Here is a 17,238-nt window from a genome sequence, read left to right as displayed (position 1 = left end):
GGGACCGCGGCAGGTCAGCCTCTGCATACGTTGCCTCTCAGTACGCCCCGCGCCCCCACGCGATCCGCAGCGGATCGGCCCACTCGGCCGCAGGCGACCACAAGCCGCCGCCCCCGCCCGAGCCTGCTCCGGCGTCTCCGCCTCTCACAACGCCTGACGCTCCGCCGGCGCGGTCGCCGCCATTGCCACCGGCCGCGACCGGCCGTTCGTCGCGATCGGTGAGCTGGAACCCGACCGTGTACGTCCGCGTCACCGAACCGTCGGCCGACGTCACCTTGATGGTGCGGGTGCTGAACCGGTGCCCGTCCGACGACAGAACCGCGCTGCCCTCGCTCACCTTCACCCGCGCCCCGGACTGAGCCGGCACGGCGGACACGGCCGGGATCCGCCTGCCCCTCGGCCAGTCGACGACGTACGTCGACACGGCCGGGTCGAACCCGTCGACCGCGACGCCACCCACCTTGATCGCCGCGACGTCGGCGTCGGCGGCCTTCGTGGCGTCCGAGTAGTTCGTCACCTTGACCGAACCATCGGCGTTCACGACCACACGTGCCGACAGCGCGGCGGCGAGGTTGATCCGCTCCCAGCTCGCCCCGCCGGACGAGGTGAGGTCCAGCGGGCGGCCGGAGTCCGTCGCGGTCTGCTCGAGGATCTGCGTGCGCTGCTCGGTGCTCAGGTTCGGGAAGGCCGTGGTCAGCAGGGCCGCCGCGTCGGCCGGTGCTTCGAGGGCCTGCCCGGACTTCCCGACCTTCGAGAAGCCGTAGTCCAGGCGCTGCGTGTACAGGTCGACCTGCTGCGCCGTGCTCAGACCGGCGTAAGGCTCACCCGCGCAGGCCTCCAGCGTGTCGCCGTACCCCTCCCTCTCGCACTGCGCGAGCAGCACGTTCCGCATCTCGGTGTGGGCCTGCGTCAGAAGCTCCGCGAAGTCCGGGTCCGCCCACCGGTGTGCGACGGTGGCCTGCGCGGCGATACGGCCGCCCATGACGTCGAGCGGGTAGTGGAACCCGAGGACGATGCGGTTGTCCCCGTACTCCGAGGCGCGGGCGAGGATCGACGGCGCCAGCTCCGGCAGCAGCGTGGCGAGGATGGTGCCGGCCTCGTAGCCGCCGTAAGTGTGCCCGCTCGGGTACGAACCGCTCGTGGTGAGGCCGCCGTAGGAGCGGTCCTGCGACTCGTAGATGGCGCCGCCGTCGCCGACGAACCCGAGCCGCACGTACGGACGCTGGTAGCCGTAGTGGTCCTTGGCCGCGCCGCCCAGGTCGAGGCCCTTGGTGACGCGGGAGAACAGCGCACTGGTCTTCGGCAGCCGGCCGCCCTTCAGCGCGTCCAGGTAGAGCGGGCCGAGCCGGGAGCCGAGACCGTCCGCCATCGTGATGGTGGAGCTGTTGGCCGCGTCGACCACGGCCCGGTCCACCCCCTTCTGGGTCGCCGCGTTGTTGATGCGTACGGCGATCTTGTCGTTCTCGGCGGTGAGCGGGGTGCCGCCCGGCACCTTGGTGTCGGCGGCGAGGACGCCGGAGCCGAGGTCCTTGAACCCGTTCAGCAGGCCCTGGAAGTAGCCCGTCCCGCCATCCGTGCCCGGCCACTTGTCGGACGCGTAGGTGGCGTCGAGTACGTCGTCCGGGAAGGGCGACGGCTCGTACGCCGGGGCCGCAGTCGCGGCGGCCGAGCCGGTGGTCACCGGGGTGGCCTCGGGTCGTTCGTCGGAGGTCCCGGCGAGGGTGACGGCCGTGACGGTGGCGGTGTGCGCCTTGCCCCGGTTCTTGGCCGTGAGCAGTGCCGTGTCCGCCGTGGGGGAGACGTGCGCGGTGGTGCCGTCGCCGAGGGCCACGGTGTAGCCGATGACCGGGAAGCCGCCGTCACCCGCCGCCTGCCAGGTCACACGGACCTGCGTGCCGTCGGTGGTCACGGACGTCACGCCCGGCTTCTGCGGGGTGCCGCCGCCGATCACCACGGGTGCGGTGGCGGCGCTCGGCCGGGAGGCGCCGTAGGCGTTCACCGCCTGGACGCGCGCCGTGTACGTCCTGCCGGGCCGCAGCCAGGTGAACGTCGTGCTCCGGCTGTCCGGGTCGTCGATCCTGACCTCGTGGCCGTCGTTGAGCGTGACCTTGTAGGCGACGACCCGTGAGCCGCCGGTGTCCTCGGGCGCCGCCCAGGCGACGGTCAGGCTCGAACCGGACGAGGTCGCCGACACGGCGTCCGGCGCGGCCGGCACCGTCTTCGGTTTGGCCTTGAGCGCGGACATGGCGTTGCGCAGTGCCTCGTAACGGGCGTTGAGTGTCTCGTCCGTGGCCTTGTCCGCCGCGATCGCGGTCTTCGCCTCGGCGAGTGCCGTGGTGAACGCCGTCCACGAGGCGTCGGTGTAGCGGTCGTCCACTACGGCCGACGCGGTCGCGACCAGGTCCTCCAGCTTCAGCCGCGGCAGCGGGACGAGCTGGTTGGCCGCGAGGGTGAGGCTGCGCGTGTGCGCGTCGGCCTCGAGCTGCGTCGCGTCCTCGGCGTCGACGAGGGCGCGTGCCGCCGCGAGTTCCCGCAGGAACACACCGAAGTCGATCGTGCCGTAGCGCTCCGCGTCATCGGAGAGGCCCTCGAACCGCTCGATCGCCTTCCGCAGCGCGGACCTGTCCGTCTCGGCGGGCTCCTCGACGTGGGCGAAGGTGAACCGGGCCAGGTTCGCGACGTACGGGTGCGAGGCGTCCGGGGTCGTCACCAGCCGCAGATGCACGGCGTGCTCGCCGGTGATCGCCTCGGGCAGCGTCAGGCTCGTCGTCCCGCCCGCCGACCACGCGCTCCCCGTCACCGGCAGCGGCACGGTCGCGTACGGCGTCCGGGGGTTCGCCGCGTCGAACGAACCGAGGTAGAGCTCGACGGCGGAATTCGTGCCGCAGCGCGCCGAGTTGTTGACGTAGCTGATCGTGACGGTGTTCTTCGGGGAACTGCCGAAGTCGATGGTCCCGTAGTCCAGCCAGGCTCCGTCGTAGGTCCCGCCGAGGTTGGTGGTGGACCCCGAACCGGTCCACCCGACCGGCTCGCTCTTCAGGCCGCCCCCGCTGTGCGAGCGGAACGCGGTGGCGTCGAAGCCCACGGGGGTGTCGGCGTTCTGCGTCACGGTCAGCGAGTAGACGTTGCCGACGTACGGCTGAGCATCGGAGTGCGTGCCGGAGACGAACACCGCGTACACGTCCTGGACGCCGGCGAAGACGCTCGGGTCGAGATGGACGGACGTGGTGGCGATGGTGCCCCATCCCGAACCGGTGTAGTCGAGGGGGATGTCGACGTGCTTCTCGCCGTCCTTCGAACCCAGGCGCAGCTCGATGTGCGAGTCCGACGCCGCCCGCGACTGGGGCTTGTCATAGCGGACGGTGACGGTGTCCGCGCCGTTGCGCAGGGCGATGTCCTTCCACTGCGCCCACGCGCCGTTCGTCACGTTCTCGAAGATGCCGTTGCCGAGCTTCAGCGGCAGCGAACCGTCGCCGGTCGCCGTGCTGTTGACCGCGGTCAGTGTGGCGAGCGAGGTCGTGGGGGACGTGGACAGCTCGTACGGCGAGAACTGGTGCCAGTCGAAGTTCGCCACCCACTGCTGGCCGGGCGGTGCGTGGAAGACGAACGTCGCGCTCTTCGCGGCCAGCAGGGCCTCCGGGTCGGTGATGGCGGCCTGCACGGTGCTCCAGTACTGCCAGCCACCGGTTCCGGGCAGCGAGACGGTGGCGACGACGGGCCCGTCGGCGGTGCCGGCGTGGACGTCGACACTGCTCGGCTTCGCGTTCGTCGCCTGCGAGTTGGCGTAGCGCACGGACACGCTGCGCGGGGCGACACCGCCGAAGTCCAGCTTGGTGAAGCGTTCCCACGAGCCCTCGGTCACACCGCCGAGGTTGCCGTCCGAGTTGTTGCGCTCGCTGGTGAGGCTGGGGCCCTCCTTCTCGTCGGGCGACTCGGCCTGCAGGACGGCGTAACCGCCCTCGTCGAGGGTGAGCGCGTCGATGGCGGAGCGCAGCGCGTCGTACGCGGCCATGAGGGTGCCCGCCGCGGAGGCGCGGTCCGCGAGGACGGTGCGGGCGCGTTCGAGCGCCGCCCGGAACACGGTCCAGGAACCGTCCGAGTAGTTGCCGCCGCGCACGAGCGACGCCTGGTCCACGAGCGCGTCCAGGGCCTTGCGGTGGACCGCGGCGGCGGAGACGCGCAGCGGGTCGGTCGGGGATGTCCCGGTGCCGCTCACCGAAGAGGCGGGAACGCCGTGGGCGAAGGCCGCGTCGCGGAAGGTGATGCCGAAGCGTGCGTCGACCTCGGTGGTGCCGGTGAGGGCCAGCGTGGCCGTCTTCTTGCCGGTGACACGGAGGTCCGCCGTCACGCCCTTCGGCAGTCCGGACACACTCGCCGCGCCGGTCTTGGTGAGACTGGTGCCCTTGCGGGCGGCGAACGACGCCGGTCCATCCAGGGTGAGCCGCACGCTGCCGTCGACGGTGCCGTCCGCGGCCGTGTCGACGATGCCCGGCCGGGCGGACACGAGGGTCCTGCCCTTCTCCGAACCCGAGTCACTGTCACCGGAGTCGGTGCTCAGCGAGTACGCGGGCTCGGTGCGGGCGCCCCACTGGGAGGGCTTGGAACCCATGGAGAACGCGAGCGTCCCACCGGAGACGATCTGCGAGTAGTCGAGCCAGGTGTTGCCGAACCGCTTGCCGTCGAGGGTCGCGTTCTGGATGTAGTAGTTGCTCGGCGACACCCCGTCGGCCTTCACGGTGAACGAGGCACCGTTGCCATAGGTGATCTTCGTGGAGTCGAAGAACGGGCTGCCGATCTGGAACTGGCTGGAGCCCGCGGTCACGGGGAACAGACCCAGGGCGGCCGCGACGAACATGGTCGACATGGTGCCTGCGTCGTTGTCCATGGTCGGCAGGAAGCCGTCCGGGGCCAGCTTGTAGACCTGCGTCTTGACCGGCGGGCGGAACTCGCCGCCGGAGCTGGGCGCTTCGTTCGTGGAGCCGGTCGCGATGTACCGGTTCCAGGTGGCGCTCGTGTAGATGGCCCGGACCCACTTCTGCGTCAGGCTCGGCTCGCCGACGTAGTTGAAGAGGTAGGGGGCCTGCAGGTCGATCTCGTTGGCGTTGGAGTGCAGCATGGTCGAGCCGTCGTCGACGGTGGAGTCCTCGCCGAACATGTGCCGGATCGCGGCCTTGCCGGCCTCCGCGCCGCCCATGGCTTCGATGAGACCGTCCATGTCGTAGGCGTCGTACCAGTGGTACTGCCACAGCGTGCCCTGGTAGAGACCGGCCGCCTCGAACTTCTCGTAGTCGGCGCCCTGCCAGTCGCCGTTCGCGGCGCGCGGGGTGAGCAGACCGACCTTCGTCCCGTCACCCGCGGTCCACGCCCCGGGCTTCACGAGGTTGTCGATCGCCATGGTCGCCTGCGCGCGCAGCTTCTTCGCGTCGTCCTTCTTGCCGAGCGCGTCGGCGATGACGGACAGCGCCCACTGGTCGTAGCCGCGCTGCACGGTCGTACCGGGGTCACCGGCGACGTATCCCTGCCGCAGCTGCGCACCCGTGTAGTAGCCGGAGTACGCCAGCAGCGCCGGGTACGCCTCGTCGAGCCGGTCGAAGTCCTTGAACCCCTTCGACAGCGCGTCCGCGACCAGCACCGCCGAACGCTCCCAGCGCACGGTCGGCACCGAATGGGTCAGGCTGCTCAGGCTCTTGCCGGAGGCGCGCTGGTCGGCGAAGAGCACGATCAGCGACTGGATCATGTCCCGGTAGGCGGCCGGGTCGATGTACGCCTCGACGGAGTACTTGCGGAAGTCGTCCCAGGTGGACCAGCCGTCGTAGTACGTGAAGCCGTTCGCCTTGTGCACCGCTCCGTCCGCGCCGCGGTACGTACCGCTGGTGCTGGTGGCGTTCACGGGCAGCGCGTACATGCGGTACAGGTGCGTGTAGAACTGCTTGGTGAGCGTCGACCCGGGGTCGGACTTCGCCGAGGCCCGTACGTCGACGGCGCCGAGCGCGGCGTTCCACTCCGCCTTCGCGGCCGCGCGCACCTCGTCGAAGGTGCGGCCGTCCACCTCGTCGCGCTGGTCGGTCGTGGCCTGCTCGGCGCTGATCGGCGACAGGGTGATACGCAGTTCGATGTCGTCGCCGTCGGACGGGTCGAAGGCGAGCACGGCACCGGTGTCCGTGCCGTCCTGCGCGGTCGCGGCGCTCAGCGTGCCGTCCTTGCCCCAGGTCTTCAGGGAGGTCACGGGGACGTTCGTGGTGGCGTGGTAGTACAGCTGGTACGCGGCACCGTTGAACGACCCTGCGATGAGCCCGCCGATCGCGGTGGTCCCGTCGGCCAGCGTCGTCGCCTTGAGGGTCGAACGGGTGCGGCTGGTGTAGTTGTTGGCGAGGTCGAGGACGAGCTTCGGCTTCGACCCGGCGGGGAAGCGGTACCGCTCGAGCGCGGTGCGCGTCGTCGTGGTCATCTCGGCGTCGATGGTGCCGGAGTCCTGCGTGACCGCCGAGGCGGTACCGGAGACGGACCCGAGGCCCACCTGGTAGTGACCGGGTGTCGCCGTCTCGTCCTTGTGGCTGAACGGGTGCGCGTACGTGCTGGGGGCGGGCCGCTTGTCGTACTGCACCGAGGTCGGGACGACGAGCAGGTCACCACCGCCGCCGGAACCACCGACACCGTCGAGGTTCGTCGCCGTGAACCCGGCGATGTGGTCCTCGTTGTAGTCGTACCCGGTGTGGTTGCGCTTCGGCGTCGTCAGCGGATTGACCTTGGCCAGACCGTGGGGCGACTGGGCGCCCGGCAGGTCGTTGCCGTCGTCACCGGCGGTCGACACGAACGGGTCGACGAGCTGGGCGTAGTCGGTGCCGCCGGACATCCCCGAGGACCCGGCGGAGGCGCCCGCGACGGGCACCGCGGCGGCAGCGCCGCCACCCGTCAGTACGCCGATCCCCAGCGCGCCGGCGAGCAGCGCGGCCACCGCGGCGCGCAGCGGCCTGCGACGGCGACGGGCGGCTCCGGGCGGAACCACGCGGGGCAAGGGGTGATGAGATCTGACGGATCTGACGGGCACGTTGTCTCTCCTGCGTCGCGGTGTGCACGCGTGGAGCGACCCCGCGGTGCGACATGCGACAACGTTGTCAGTCAGCAACCTGATCGCACGCATGCAACAACTCGGTGCGAGACGGGGACCAACTCAACGCAATCACGGGCAACTCGACGGGATCACGCCGGCGCGTGGATGACCGTACTCGATGAGACGCGGAGAAGGTATACGGAAGACGCACGGAATCTGTACAGCGTGTGCGCAACGGGGTGAGGGGTTCGGTGGCTTGGGGGTGGGCACCCCGTGCGTCTGCCGCCCGACGTCGAATGTCCGCGACAGCGATCCGCGCCAACGCCCGCGCCCCTGGGGCCGCGACGCGCCCGCAGCGAACGACCGGCCCCGGCGGGGTGTTGCGGGCGCGATTGCGGCTACTGCCCGCCGGGGACCGTGTCCGGCAGGCAGTACCCGCCCGTCAGGCCGCCGTGACGTCGAGCACGACGCGGAATCGTGCCTGACCCGACAGCATCCGCTCGTAGGCCTCGGCCGCCCGGTCGAAGTCCATGACCTCGACACGGGGCCGGATGTCGTTGGCCAGGCTGAAGGCCAGGTTGTCCTCGTTCTCGATCGCGGTCCCGGTCAGGCTGCCCATGACCGAGCGCGTGCCGAAGATGAGGTCCGGGGTGGCGATGGTCAGCGGGTCGGGCGCCGCTCCGACCACGACCAGCTTGCCGTTCGGGGCGAGTCCGCGGACCAGCGGGTTCATCGAGGCGCCGCTGGATGCGGTGGCGATGATGATGGACGCCCCGCCCAGAGCGGCCAGTTCGGCCCCGGGGTCGGTGCTGGTGCTGTCGATGTAGACGTGGGCGCCCAACTTCCGCGCGTAGGCCTCCTTCTCGGGGCCGCGGGCAATGGCGGCCACCCGGTAGCCGAGGGTGCGCGCGTACTGCAGGGCCAGGTGGCCCAGGCCGCCGATGCCCTGCACCGCGACGAGGGCACCCGCCCGGGCCGGCCCCTGCTGGAGGGCGATGAAGGTGGTCAGGCCCGCGCACAGCAGGGGAGCGGCGTCGATCGCGGAGATGCCTTCGGGGATGCGCACCAGCCCGCTCGCCCGGGCGTAGGCGACCTCGGCGTAGCCGCCGTCGATGGTCGTCCCCGTCTGCTCCTGGTTGAGGCAGTTGACGAAGTCGCCCCGGCGGCAGGGATCGCACTCCCAGCACTGCCCGTTCAGGAAGCCGACGCCCACCCGGTCGCCGACCTGCCAGGTGGTCACCCCGGCGCCGACCGCGTCGATGACGCCGACGATCTCGTGGCCGGGGACCACGGGGTGTGAGGGGTCGGCCCGCAGGCCCTCTATGGCCAGCACGTCGGTGTGGCAGATCCCGCAGGCCTCGACGCGCAGACGCACCTGGCCCGGTGCGGGGTCGGTCAGTTCGCGTTCGACCGACTGCAGGTTGTGGACGCCGGTGGCCTCGAAGGCCCGGTACGTGGACATGGTGGCTCCTGTGTGTCGTTGGTGCGGCGGGTGTGGACGGACTCGGTTCGGCAAGCGGTGGCGGCTTCGGCCCAGCGGGAGCCCACGACGGGTCCCGGCGAGCACGGCACTTGAAAATGACCGGTCGTCTTAAACACGATAACCCATGCTCGACGAGGTCCCCTTCCTCTGTGCCTCGTGATGTCGGTGACCGCTCAGGCAGCGTGGAGCCGGCCGCGGTGACGTGGGAGTGACTGCGGCGCGTACAGTGAAGTGGTCGGTCGTCTCGACCATCGTGGATCCCCTGGCCCGCTCCCCGTCGCCGCGGCGACGGCCCGGTGACCCGGCGATCAGGCACTGTCACAGGAGGTGAGCTGCATGGGGCGAGCGTCCAAGCGCGAGGAGATCGCCGAGGCGGCCTTCCGTCAGTTCCATGCTCGGGGCTTCAACGCCACGGGTATCAACGACATCACCAAGGCCGCGGGAGTGCCCAAGGGGTCGTTCTACAACCACTTCTCCAGCAAGGAGGACAGCGCCCTGGAGGCGCTGAGCCGGTACGCGGACACCTTGCGCTTCGACCTGCTCACGTCGCCCGATCGTCCACCGCTGGAGCGGCTGCGGGCACACTTCGAGTACCTGAGCAGGGACACGGTGGACAACGGTTTCGTCCGAGGCTGCCTGGTGGGCAACTTCGGCGCCGAGGTCGCCGACCACAACGAGGAGATCCGGTCCGCGGCCAAGCAGGGCTTCGACGGCTGGGCCGACCGGCTGCGCCGGCTGCTCGTCGAGGCTCAGGAGGCGGGTGACCTGGACGGTTCGCTGGACGCCGGGGCCACCGCACTGTTCATTCTCAGCGCCTGGGAAGGGACTCTGATCGCGGCACGTGTCGACAAGTCGTCGGCGCCCGTGGACGCGTTCTTCCGGGCCGTTTTCGACCGGCTCCTCCGCTAAAGGGCTGTCCCGTGATGCCCGGCGGGCGCGCGACGCCGGCTACGGCACCTCGCCGCGTTGTCGGGTCGCACCGGACGCCGCTCGGCCCGCCCTACGGGCGGACGACGCGACTTTACGGACACGACCTGGAGCTCCGAACGAGAGTGGAGCCCGATCAGCTCGTGACGCCTGGCCCGCACGCTCGCCGCGTTGCCGAAAGCCTCTGGTAGCCCCGCTACCAGGGGCTTCCGGCGTCTTGCGATCGCACGCGTCAGACGCCGCGAACTGATCGGGCTCCACTGTTGTTCGGAGCTCTCAGGCCCTGTCGTCTGGATCTTCCGGGCCTCGCGGGGCGTGGCCGCACATCTGCCGCGTTGTCGTCGCTCGCGCCTCGCGGCTGCGCGCACCAGACGCCGTTCGGGTCGGTCGACTGGCGCCGTACCTCTCTGTCGGTGTGATCCAGACGGCAGGGCCTGGCGGGTTCTGTGTCGCCCCGGCCGCCGCGTACGAACGGGCCGCGCAGCCGGTGCCCTGCTGTACGCCGTGCGACCCGGCTCGGGCGCCCTGGATCGTGCTCCGCGCGCCCGGCCGAGGAGCCTCGGGTGGGCCGGTGGGTGCCCGCTCGCAGTAGGCGCTTCCGCCGTCGGACGGCTTCGACACCGCGGGCGCCGACTGCGACCCGTACCGAGGGGAGTGCTTCCCGGGGGTCGAGGTGGGCCCCCGAAGCGGGCTCGACGCGGGCGTGGACCCGCCGGCGAGCCGTCGCCCGTCTGGCCGACCGCAGGGTGACGTGCCGGACGAGTGAATCCCCGAGACCCCTCGCTTGCGATTAGGCGACCGGTCGTCTAGCTTAGGAGACCGGTCGCCTAGTGGCGCCGAAAAACACCCCTTCGATGGAGGCTCTTCGTGTCCACTCCCGTCAAGCTCGCAGTCGTCTTCTACTCCTCCACCGGCACCATCACGGAGATCGCCAAGGAACTCCACGACGCCGGTGTCAAGGCGGGCGCCGACGTACGACTGCTCAGGGTCGCCGAACTCGCTCCCCGAGCGGCCATCGACTCCAACCCCGCCTGGGCCGCCAACCACGCCGCCACCGCGAACCTCCCCGAGGCCACACCCGAGGACATCGAATGGGCGGACGCCGTCATCTTCGGCACCCCCACCCGCTTCGGCAACGTCTCCTCCCAGCTCAAGCAGTTCATCGACACCCTCGGCGGCCTGTGGGCCCAGGGCAAGCTCGCCGACAAGGTCTACAGCGGCTTCGTCTCCACCGCCACGGCCCACGCCGGCCACGAGTCCACGCTGCTCGCCCTGTACAACTCCGTCCACCACTTCGGCGGCATCGTCGTCAGCCCCGGCTTCACCGACCCCGCCAAGTTCACCGACGGCAACCCCTACGGCACCTCCCACGCCGACGGCCAGGGCACCAACCCCGTCGACACCACCACCCGCACCGCCGCCCGCATCCAAGCCGAACGCGTCGTGCGGATCGCCGACACGCTCAAGGCCGCTGCCTGACGCAGACCTGAGCCGGTGACGGCAGTGGCCGTCGCCCGGGTGAGCGGGACGGACCGGAGTTCGCACGGGCCCACGACGTGGGGCGTGGGCCCGGTTGCGCGGCTCCGTCCTCTCGGCACCCGCCGCCCACGCTCGCTGCCCGGCTACGACCGGCGGCTCACATGGACATCGAGCGGTACCGACGCAGGCGGCGGCCGGGGGAGCCCTTCCGGCTACCGGCCTGCCCCTGCGTTCTCGGTGACGCCTGAGCAAGGAGAAGAAGATGAAGGAGTTCCTGGTCGAACTGACCACCACCGTTCCCGAGGGGACCGACCAGGCGGTGGTCGACGAGCGTCGCGCCGCCGAGGCCGTACGGGCCAAGGAGCTGACGGCGCAAGGGCACCTCTTCCGGCTGTGGCGCCCGGTCGGAGAACTGCGCAGCATCGGTGTCTGGCTCGCCGACGACGAGGCGGAGCTGCGGGCGAAGGTGCTCGGCAGCCTTCCCTTGTGGCCCTGGATGACCGCGGTGATCACACCGCTCCAGTCCCACCCGAACGATCCCGGCCGGGCCGCCTGAGGCTTCCCGCACGGCCGCGAGCGGCGAGGCCGACACGGTGTGCAGGCAGCACCCACCCTCTTGCGAACCGGTACAGGAGTACCTGATGGACGACAGCACAGGGGCACGGCGAGACATCGTGTCCGGCGTCATCGACCGGTGGAAGGCAGCCGTCGACGCGCACGAACCGCAGCAGGTGGCCTCGTGCTTCACCGAGGACGCCATCTTCCAGGGCCTGCGCCCTCACAGTGTCGGACGCTCGGGTGTGGCCGAGTACTACGCCTCCCAGCCGCTCGGGCTGAAGGCGGACTACGGCGTACTGGAGGTGCGCGAGCTGGCCGACGACGTCCTGCTCGCCTACCTCGGCGTCGACTTCTCCTTCGTCGACCGCCCCACGATCAGCGTGAATCTCGGTGTCGTCCTCAGGCGGGTCGGCGCCGAGTGGCTCATCAGTCACTACCAGGTGTCCAAGCTCGCATGACGGTGCCCTGGGGTGCCGACCGCAGATCGTGATCTCGACGGTGAGGGGCGCCGAACAGACACCCGCCGGAGCGGCGACCCGCGTCACCCGGATCCCGGACGCGTCGTCTCCCGGCAGCGGGAGGGCCGGCCGCCGCGCATCGAACTCATGCGCAAGGGGTCGACGCATCGCTATTTGACTAGTCAAGTAAATGGAGCCATACTTGACGAGTCAAACAAACTGGGACTCCGGGGGTGACAGTCCCGGCGGGCGCGGCTATGGAAGGAGCGGCCATGGAGGCCAGCGCTTTCGAGATCGGACTCAACTCCTTCGGGGAGGTCGCCACGGACGACGGCCGTACCCTCGACGACGCCGAGGTGGTGCGTCTCCTCGTGGAGGAGGCCAGGCTCGCCGAGTCCTCCGGGATCGACGTCTTCAGTGTCGGCGAGCACTACCGGCCGGGGCACGTCGACAGTGCCGTCCCCGTACTGCTCTCCGCCATCGCCACCGCCACGGAGCGCATCCGCCTCGGCACGTCCGTGACGGTGCTGAGCACCAATGACCCCGTGCGGCTGTACCACGCGTTCTCCACGCTCGACGCCGTGTCGAACGGCCGGGCGCAGCTGGTCCTCGGGCGGGCGTCCGCCACGGAGTCCTTCTCACTGTTCGGCTACGACCTCACCCAGTACGAGCAGCTCTTCGAGGAGAAGCTCGAGCTGTTCATGCGCCTCCAGCGGGAGGAGGAGGTGACGTGGAGCGGGACGACCCGCGCCCCGCTCGTCGAACAGCGGCTGCGTCCGCGGATGCGCCCCGGCGGTATCCCCACCTGGATCGGTGTGGGGGGCAGCCCCAACTCCGTGCTCCGCGCGGCCCGTTACGGCCTCCCCCTGATGCTGGCCGTCATCGGCGGCCGTCCCCAGCGCTTCAGCAACCACGTGGACCTCTACCACCGGGCGCTCCAGCAGGCCGGACACGCCCCGCTGCCGATCGGACAGCACTCCCTGGGGCTCGTCGCCGACAGCGACGAGGAGGCGGTCGAGACCTGGTGGCGGTACTGGGAGCCGGTCGTCCGTCAACTCGCCGAGGAGCGTGGCTTCTACAAGCCGGACCGGCAGCGCTACGAGGCCGAGCTGAAGCACGGCGCGCTCTTCGTCGGGTCCCCGGAGACCGTCGCCCGCAAGATCGCCACTGTGGCCCGGGACCTGCACCTGAGCCGCTTCGACCTCAAGTACGACGTCATGCGGCTCCCGCGTCAGGCCCGCGCCCGCACGATCGAGCTGCTGGGGCGTGAAGTCGCCCCGCGCGTACGGGAGATCCTCAGCAAGGAGGCCACCCATGTCTGATCTCGTCTTCGGCCTGGACACCTTCGGTGACGTACCCGAGGACGACTCGGGTGCGCTCGTCTCGCACGCGAGGTCGATCCGCCAGACGGTCGCCGAAGCCGTCCTCGCCGACGAACTCGGCGTCGACGTCCTCGCGCTGGGCGAGCACCACCGCCCGGAGTACTCGGTCAGCAGCCCCGAGACCGTGCTCGCCGGGATCGCCGCCCGCACCGAGCGCATGCGGCTCTCCTCCGGCGTCACGGTGCTCAGCTCGGACGACCCGGTGCGCGTCTTCCAGCGGTTCGCGACGCTCGACGCGCTCAGCGACGGGCGCGCCGAGATCATCCTCGGACGCGGTTCCTTCACGGAGTCCTTCCCCCTGTTCGGCTACGACCTCGCCGACTACGACGTCCTCTTCGAGGAGAAGCTCGACCTCTTCGTGCAGCTGCTGAAGGAGGAGCCCGTCACCTGGAAGGGCACGGTCCGGGCGCCGCTCGACAACGCGGAGGTCTATCCCACGACCGAGTCCGGGCACCTGCCGACCTGGGTCGGCGTCGGCGGTTCGCCCCAGTCGGTGGTGCGTACCGCCCGCCACGGGCTCCCGTTGATGATCGCCATCATCGGCGGCGCCCCCACGCGCTTCGCCCCCTACATCGACCTCTACGAACGCGCGACGGCCCAGTTCGGCACCACCGCCCATCCCGTCGGCATGCACTCGCCCGGCTTCATCGCCGACACCGACGAGGAGGCCCGCGAGGCGCACTGGCCGGGGTACCGGGTGATCCGGGACCGCATCGGTGCTCTGCGCGGATGGCCGCCGGTGCGCCGCGAGGAGTACGAGGCGGAGATCGCCCACGGCTCCATGTACGTCGGGTCGCCCGAGACGGTCGCACGCAAGATCGCCCGTGCGGTCCGCGACCTCCAGGTCGGCCGCTTCGACCTCATCTACACCTCCGGCTCGCAGTCGATCAGCCATCGCCTGCGCACGGTCGAGCTGTACGGCACGAAGGTGATCCCCATGGTCCGCGACATGCTCGCCGGCTGATCCGGTTCGGGAGACGGCAATGAACAAGAAACCTGTGCACACGATCGGCATCCTGGGCGCCGGGAAGGTGGGGACCGTGCTGGCCCGGCTGGCGGTGGCCGCCGGGCACCGCGTCCTCATCGCGGGCTCGGGCGCGCCCGAGAGGATCGCTCTCACGGTCGAGGTCCTCGCCCCCGGGGCGGTCGCGGTCACCGCCGCCGAGGCCGCGGACCGGGCGGACCTCGTCGTACTCGCCCTGCCTCTGAGCAAGCATGGCGGCATCCCCGTCGAAGCCCTGCGGGGCAAGCTCGTCGTCGACGCGATGAACTACTGGTGGGAGATCGACGGCGTGCGTGAGGACTTCACGGATCCGCGCACCTCGACCAGCGAGATCGTCCAGGCGTTCCTGCCGGGATCGAAGGTGGTCAAGGCGTTCAACCACATGGGCTACCACGACCTCGAGGACGGGGCCGTGCCGGCGGGTACGCCCGGGCGCAAGGCGATCGCGGTCGCCGGGGACGACCCGGACGCCCTGTCCACAGTGATGGAACTGGTCGACGACCTCGGGTTCGATCCGGTCGACGCCGGCCCGCTGGCACAGGGGGTACGCCTTCAGCCGGGCACCGAGCCCTTCGGCGCCAACGTCGGTGCGGAGGAGCTGCGGGCCATGCTGGACCGCTTTCCGGCAACCGAGCGTGGTCGTGCGGTGAGCGAGGCCCGCTCGGTCGCATCGGCGCCGGGCGCCCGCGCGCACTGAGGGCGTCCCTCGAGAGGGGGGCGGGCGCCGGACTCCTCAGCCGGCATCGAGCGGTCTGAGGAGTCAGCCGTCCGGACGCCCGAGCCCGCCCCGGCTGTCGTCATCGCGTGATTTTGTGCCTTTCGCGGGACTGCCGCACGCTATGTTCTATGCGCCTTTCAGCTGGTCGGCGTCGTCGGTGACGATCGCCTCCCCGACCGACCTGGAGCCGTACATGACCACAGCCCTGGGCCTGTCCGCCCTCGCCGTCTCCCCGGGCATCGATGCCCCGCCGGAGCCGGGTGACCTCTCCCTCTCCCTGGCCGGTGCGGAACTGGTCGACCTTGTCGATCTGCAGGCCGTGCTCCTCGACGACGGTCGGCTCCTGCCCGCCGCATCGCCGCGAACCCAGGACGACCTACTGCTCGAAGCCGCCTCGACGATCGTCCGGGACGCCCCTTACGAGACCGTGGAGCAGTGGCTGTGGCGTCGCGGCCGTGATCTGGCCGCCCGCTACCGGAGGGTCCTCGAGGCGACCGCGAGCGGCACACCGGAACACTCCTCCCGGCGCTCCTTCCGCAGGTCCCGCCCCCTGCCCGTCGTCCCGCCCGCGGTCGACCGGGCGCTCGGCCGCATGACGGACGGACGGCCCGTCGTCGTAGCTCTCGCGGCCGCAGCGCGCATCGTGGAGGCCGCGGACGAGACACTCGGCGAGCTGGACCCGGACGAAGCCGCCGTGGTGGGCGCCGTCCACCAGGCCGTCACGCGGCTGGCCGCGGAACGGCAGCGCCGATCGATCGAGCGGGTGGGTTTCGACGACATCGCGCGGGGCTTCTGAGCAGGTGATCCGGGAGGCCGGGCACGGCCGCCCCGACCGCATCTTTTGCCGAGCCGCCCGGGTGATGGTGGTATGGACGATAGTCACCCGCGCCGGAGCGCTGGTGATCACAACTGCCGCCCGAGGAACGGCTCGCCCCGCCCCGGCCCCGAACTCACCGACGTCGGCGTTCGTCGTGCGACGTACCGGCGTTCCGTCGGAGCCTCCTCCTCGGCACAGGGCCGATCAGCGACGGCCGGCGTCACGAGGGCGGCCTCCCTGATGACGGAGACACCTATGGATACCTATCGTGCCGCGCAGGTGACGAGTCCGAGCGGGCGTTTCGAGGTCGTCGAGCGCGAAGTACCGCAACCAGGGCGCAATCACGTCCGCCTGTCCGTCGAGGCATGCGGCATCTGCCACAGCGACGACTTCTTCGTGACCGGCACCATGCCCGGTGTGCGGTGGCCGCTGGTGCCCGGACACGAGGTGGCCGGACGCATCGAGGAACTGGGCGAGGGCGCCGAGGCCTTCGGCTGGAAGGTGGGGGACCGGGTGACGGTGGGGTGGTTCGGCGGGAGCTGCTGGCACTGCACGCCGTGCCGGCGGGGTGACTTCATCGTCTGCGAGAACCTCAAGATCCCGGGCTACGCGTACGACGGGGGTTTCGCCGAGAACATGATCGCGCCGGTCGATGCCCTGGCACGCATTCCTGACGCCCTGTCGGCGGCGGACGCGGGTCCCATGGCCTGCGCGGGGGTCACGACCTACAACGGGCTGCGGCGCAGCTCCGCCCAGCCGGGCGACAGGGTGGCCGTGGTGGGCCTCGGCGGTCTCGGACATCTGGCCGTGCAATTCGCCGTGGCCATGGGATTCGAGACGGTGGCCATCGCCCGCGGCGCGGAGAAGGCCGAACTGGCCAAGCGCTTCGGGGCACACCAGTACATCGACAGCACGGGAGCGACCCCGGTCGCGGACGCCCTGCGTGCCCTTGGGGGTGCCAAGGTGGTGCTGGCCACGGCCGGCAACTCCGACGCCATCGCGGCCACCGTCGACGGCCTGACGTCCCGAGGGGAACTCGTGGTCATCGGAGTCTCGCCCGAGCCGCTCGGCATCGCCCCGCTCCAGCTCATCCTGTCGGGCCGGGTGGTGCGCGGCCACCCGTCCGGTACCGCGCAGGACGTGCAGGACACCATGGACTTCAGCGCGCTGCACGGTATCCGCCCCACGGTGGAAGCCGTGCCCTTGAGCGAGGCGGACTCCGCCTATCAGAGGATGCTCTCCGGCGCGGCCCGCTTCCGCATGGTCCTCACCAACGCCTGAGCGCACCCACCGGATCGTCCGGGCGTGGGAGCCCGGGTGGTTCGGTCGGCCGCGCCTTACGACAGCGCCGGCGCGGACCCG

The 17,238-nt window shown here is 70.7% G+C and carries 11 protein-coding genes; 9 read left to right on the top strand and 2 right to left on the bottom strand.

Annotated elements, in window-relative coordinates; genetic code table 11:
* Positions 1 to 37 precede the first annotated feature (37 nt).
* Entirely contained in the window at positions 38 to 6,853 is a 6,816-nt protein-coding gene (locus tag DC008_RS01100) for a glycoside hydrolase domain-containing protein (RefSeq protein ID WP_244221476.1), read from the bottom strand.
* Between the two features lie 640 nt (positions 6,854 to 7,493).
* Positions 7,494 to 8,513, bottom strand: coding sequence for an alcohol dehydrogenase catalytic domain-containing protein (locus tag DC008_RS01095; protein WP_108705266.1), 1,020 nt, complete (start codon positions 8,511 to 8,513; stop codon positions 7,494 to 7,496).
* Positions 8,514 to 8,870: 357 nt separating this feature from the next.
* Here DC008_RS01095 and DC008_RS01090 point away from each other — a divergent pair, with 357 nt between their 5' ends.
* The 9 genes from DC008_RS01090 (at position 8,871) to DC008_RS01050 (ending at position 17,157) form a co-directional block, all read left to right on the top strand.
* Positions 8,871 to 9,443: a TetR/AcrR family transcriptional regulator gene (locus tag DC008_RS01090; protein ID WP_108705265.1), complete on the top strand. Its 573-nt coding sequence runs from the start codon at positions 8,871 to 8,873 to the stop codon at positions 9,441 to 9,443.
* 885 nt (positions 9,444 to 10,328) lie between these two features.
* The gene (gene wrbA / locus DC008_RS01085) at positions 10,329 to 10,940 is read left to right on the top strand and encodes an NAD(P)H:quinone oxidoreductase (RefSeq protein WP_108705264.1); all 612 of its coding nucleotides are present in this window, start codon (positions 10,329 to 10,331) and stop codon (positions 10,938 to 10,940) included.
* A 262-nt stretch (positions 10,941 to 11,202) separates the two neighbouring features.
* Positions 11,203 to 11,496 (top strand): muconolactone Delta-isomerase family protein, encoded by a 294-nt coding sequence (locus DC008_RS01080; RefSeq protein WP_108705263.1) that lies wholly within the window; start codon positions 11,203 to 11,205, stop codon positions 11,494 to 11,496.
* An 85-nt stretch (positions 11,497 to 11,581) separates the two neighbouring features.
* Positions 11,582 to 11,956: an SgcJ/EcaC family oxidoreductase gene (locus DC008_RS01075; RefSeq protein ID WP_108705262.1), complete on the top strand. Its 375-nt coding sequence runs from the start codon at positions 11,582 to 11,584 to the stop codon at positions 11,954 to 11,956.
* A gap of 272 nt (positions 11,957 to 12,228) precedes the next feature.
* The gene (locus DC008_RS01070; protein ID WP_108705261.1) at positions 12,229 to 13,278 is read left to right on the top strand and encodes an LLM class flavin-dependent oxidoreductase; all 1,050 of its coding nucleotides are present in this window, start codon (positions 12,229 to 12,231) and stop codon (positions 13,276 to 13,278) included.
* Positions 13,271 to 14,302, top strand: coding sequence for an LLM class flavin-dependent oxidoreductase (locus tag DC008_RS01065; RefSeq protein WP_055619987.1), 1,032 nt, complete (start codon positions 13,271 to 13,273; stop codon positions 14,300 to 14,302). The genes DC008_RS01070 and DC008_RS01065 overlap by 8 nt, the downstream gene beginning before the upstream one ends.
* Before the next feature lie 19 nt (positions 14,303 to 14,321).
* Positions 14,322 to 15,038 (top strand): NADPH-dependent F420 reductase, encoded by a 717-nt coding sequence (locus tag DC008_RS01060; RefSeq protein ID WP_108705260.1) that lies wholly within the window; start codon positions 14,322 to 14,324, stop codon positions 15,036 to 15,038.
* A 142-nt stretch (positions 15,039 to 15,180) separates the two neighbouring features.
* A complete protein-coding gene (locus DC008_RS01055; protein ID WP_244221309.1) occupies positions 15,181 to 15,855 on the top strand; it encodes a GPP34 family phosphoprotein in 675 nt (224 codons plus the stop codon).
* Positions 15,856 to 16,131: 276 nt separating this feature from the next.
* Positions 16,132 to 17,157, top strand: coding sequence for an alcohol dehydrogenase (locus DC008_RS01050; RefSeq protein ID WP_108705259.1), 1,026 nt, complete (start codon positions 16,132 to 16,134; stop codon positions 17,155 to 17,157).
* Positions 17,158 to 17,238 lie beyond the last annotated feature (81 nt).

Source organism: Streptomyces nigra (assembly GCF_003074055.1).
GTDB lineage: Bacteria > Actinomycetota > Actinomycetes > Streptomycetales > Streptomycetaceae > Streptomyces > Streptomyces nigra.
This window is presented reverse-complemented; position numbering and strand designations above follow the sequence as displayed.